Source organism: Facilibium subflavum (genome assembly GCF_003574485.1).
Lineage (GTDB): Bacteria > Pseudomonadota > Gammaproteobacteria > Francisellales > Francisellaceae > Facilibium > Facilibium subflavum.
Map to the genome: position 1 here is coordinate 1 of NZ_QLIT01000278.1, position 780 is coordinate 780.

The 780-nt window shown below is 36.4% G+C and carries 2 protein-coding genes; both read left to right on the forward strand.

What is annotated here, in order from left to right; genetic code table 11:
- Window positions 1–204: 204 nt before the first annotated feature.
- A complete protein-coding gene (locus DNK84_RS13335) occupies window positions 205–492 on the forward strand; it encodes a transposase (RefSeq protein WP_119344964.1) in 288 nt (95 codons plus the stop codon).
- Between the two features lie 5 nt (window positions 493–497).
- A partial coding sequence (locus DNK84_RS13340) for an IS3 family transposase (RefSeq protein WP_162902482.1) occupies window positions 498–780 on the forward strand: 283 nt, incomplete at its 3' end.

The following is a 780-nucleotide window of genomic DNA, read 5'->3' on the forward strand; positions in this document are numbered from 1 at the left end:
TTGTCATGTAGAATCTCCTTCACTTATTAGGTTACTAGAAAATTCTACTTTTGACTCCTTTTATTTTTTGGGAGGATTACCTAATCTCATTAAAGATTTATATTATTTGCTTTATATAATACTCCCCATATTTTGGACCACAGTTAGAGACACAAAAAGAGTCTCAAAAAATGTTAAACTGTGTGCCAAGTTAGGAGGTGAAAAATGCCAGCTAAAAAGAATAAAAGCTATACAGCAGAATTTAAAGCTAAGGTTGCTTTGGATGCAATAAAAGGCGATTTAACGATTAATGAAATTTCTTCAAAGTATGGTGTGCATTCAACGCAGATCAATCGTTGGAAGCAGCAAGCTTTGGCATCATTAAAAACCTGCTTTAATGGTAAGCAAGAAAAAGCCTCGCTAGATTCGCAACAGCAAATGGATAAGCTCTATCAACAAATAGGGCAATTAACCTGTGAAAATGACTTTCTAAAAAAAAGTGTTTGGAGCTAAGTGTTATGGAGCGTAAGGCAATGTTAGATGCTGATGACAACCGCTTAAGCATGAGGCAGCAATGCCAGCTTTTAAAGCTAAACCGTTCAAGCTTGTATTATCAAAGCAAGCCTGAAGATTCGGATAATGTCGAGTTGATGCGTCTACTTGATGAAGAGTACATAAGGCATCCTTTTAAAGGGGTTTTGCGCATGACTAAATACTTAGAAGACTTAGGCTACCATGTTAATCTAAAGCGTGTGCGTAGGCTATTAAGAATGATGGGTATTATGGCCATTTATCCGCAAA

Excerpts from the sequence above, each read along its gene's own strand:
- DNK84_RS13335 (WP_119344964.1), top strand. The coding sequence starts at position 205 with ATGCCAGCTAAAAAGAATAAAAGCTATACAGCAGAATTTAAAGCTAAG.